This window comes from Moorena sp. SIO2C4 (assembly GCF_010672485.1).
GTDB classification, from domain to species: domain Bacteria; phylum Cyanobacteriota; class Cyanobacteriia; order Cyanobacteriales; family Coleofasciculaceae; genus Moorena; species Moorena producens.
Genome location: NZ_JAAHGN010001012.1, coordinates 1 through 2,765, shown reverse-complemented (window position 1 = coordinate 2,765; position 2,765 = coordinate 1). Strand labels below are relative to the sequence as shown.

Annotated in this window: 1 protein-coding gene; it reads right to left on the bottom strand. The window is 41.5% G+C overall.

The genetic code is table 11. From position 1 onward, the window contains the following. Window positions 1-268 precede the first annotated feature (268 nt). Window positions 269-2,765 (bottom strand): WD40 repeat domain-containing protein (locus tag F6K20_RS32900; RefSeq protein WP_287297561.1); only part of this gene is annotated, 2,497 nt, incomplete at its 5' end.

Here is a 2,765-nt window from a genome sequence, read left to right as displayed (position 1 = left end):
GGAAAAAATCCTGCTGACCTACTACGGTTTCGGTCTTGATGCGTACTTGGGCAAGAGGACTAGCAGCTTGGGAGGCAAGAAGACTATTGGGTAGGGCAGAACTCAGCAGTACGATCACTGCTGAGAGGATGAACAGAATAAATCGGGATAATACTTTCCAATGTCGCATTTCAGTTTTGTTAATGCCTGATTGAGATCCCCCGTTGGTCCCCCTTAATAAGGGTAGGGCTGTTTCATCTCATTTATAAACCCTATATACGCCAAATGATTAAAGAGGGGGTACATTTTTGCAGAGATTGCGATCGCTCTCATCAACATTGGGGTTACTAAGATAGTCTCGCACCCAATCACAACCCTTTACTATTAGTTCATTTAATCCTCCTATACGCCATAACTTGGCAGTTCCGGATATGTCAAGAGTGGCTAATAAACTGCCATCAGCACTAAGACTTATACTTTTGACTCTACTTTTTTTGACTCTACTTTGATTAACGTTACTTTGATGCCCATCTTTAAAAGCAGTCAATAATTTTCCTGACATATCCCATACATAGGTATAATCCTTTTCTTCCGTATTAGAACCATTATACTCCAAATAAGGCCGCTCGGCACTAACGACTAAGCGACCCTGGGTACTAAAACCGATACTATCAAAGCTGAGATTAGCACCCTTAAACTTAACTAATTCCTTACCAGACTCCAATTCTTTTAAAAAGATATTACCTCTCTCTACATAGTGATCCTCGAAAGCATTCTGCGCCACTAACAGCTTGCCATCGGAGCTAAAAGCGATTTCACCCAAGAATAGCTCAGATTTTTTTTCCCAGCTTTTATTGTTCAAATTCAACCGATGGAGAGTTTGATTATAGTCATCAAACTCCTCAATAACAATTAAATCTTCACCATTATTGCTAAAAATAAGCTGGGTAATTGTTTTATTAAATTTTTTAGAAGATTTATACAACTCATTGCCATTCAAATCCAATAAGCGAATCCTATTATCTTTACCAACTCCAGCCAATTGTGTACCATCAGGGCTAAAACTGATTTGCCTTATTGTTGTTTTAAGATCGGGAAATCGCTTCAACTCCTTACCCTTCAAATCCAACAGACGAATAGTGTCATCACTTCCGACAACAGCTAGTTGCTTACCATCGGGGCTGATGCTGATACTTTCTAAGTTCGGAATTAGCTCTAACTCCTCTAATGGCTTCTGATCTAGTTTCCACCAGACCAGAGTATTGTCATCACCTAAACTAGCAAGTTGTCTGCCCTTAGACGAGCTAGAAATAACCTCACGAATACCACCTTGATGCCCTTTCAGTTCAAATTCCAAGGCGTCTGACAAAGAGTCATAACTCTTATATGGCTCATCATAAACACTAATAATACCCTCACCCTCTTGCCCAATAATCAGACGACCTTCGGTATCAAAAATGATACTGCCAGCTCTCCTTATGGGTTTAAACTCATTCCAATCTTCGCTATTTAAACTACCAAAGTAAGCAATTCTTTCATCTGGTCCAAACCATCCTGCTAAGTATTCACCATTAGGACTAATAGGACTAAAAACCAGATTTCCCGATAGTATCTGATGAAAATTTTTAAACTCTGCCAACTGATTACCACTCCTGTAGTCCGACAAGCTGAGGGTATTGCCAAATTGGTTAGCTACTACTAGCTGGTTCTTGGAGTTAAAGCTAATACTATGGAAATTGACTTCTTGTTTCAATAGCTTCGGTTTATCTCCCGTTTCCCACAGGCAGATAGTACTGGAATTGCCCTTCTTCGTTACCCTTTGTAAATAGGCTAGAAGCTTCTTGCTATCAGGACTGAAACTTATCCCTCTGTCAGATACACCGAAACCAGTAGGAAATAGACCTACATCAGTATCTGTAAACCCTGAAATACAGTCTGTAAGCTGACGTGGCTCTTCCTGTTTTCCTTCTAAGTTCCAGAGGCGAAAAGTCCCTTGCTTGTCAGTTGTTGCTAATAAGCGACTATCCGGACTAACATCAAGTTCTACTTGACCCTCATGTCCTGAAAATACTTTGGGTAGTGGTGTGCCTTTGAAGTCTTGTAAGCGGACAGTACCATCTTTTGCTGTAGCAATCATTAACATACCATCACAGTTAAAAAACATCTTCTTAAAACCTTGAGGTACTTCTCTGCGGTTATATTCTCTAGTTGAATAGAATACCTTTCGCAAAGTTTGTAACACTTGAGGTTGAAGCTGACTGTCTGGCTTGAATAAGAATAAGTATCCCGGCCAATCTTGAAGAGATTTTGCTGCCCGTAAACTGGCAAGCAAAGCGTTTAAATCTTGATCTAATTCAAAGTTGGCTTCAGCGGCTTGCTGAGAAGCCTTAATTTGACCGATCAGGGCATCTTTCTGACCAATTAAGGAGAATACTAAACCTGTCCCTAACCCCAGCATGACTGCGATCGCAACACCCCAATTCCGACGAGTATTAAAGTTTTTTCGCCGGACGCTACGCCGCACAAACTCAGCTTCTACTTGGTTAAGCCAGTTATCATCGGATAAAGATACCTTTTTCAACAAATCCAGACGTGGGTTAGTATGCCAAAGAAACCTTGCCCTCTGCTGGCTTTCCCACTCCTGTGCCGCCGGAGTCAACCGCCGTTGCAGAAGTAGGCTTTCCTCCTCCTGTTGCTTCCATCCCAGCAATCTTTGCCATCCCCGCACTAAAGCATCATGGGCTGGTTCTACATAGGGATTCCACTCAGCATCTTGTCCTTCTACT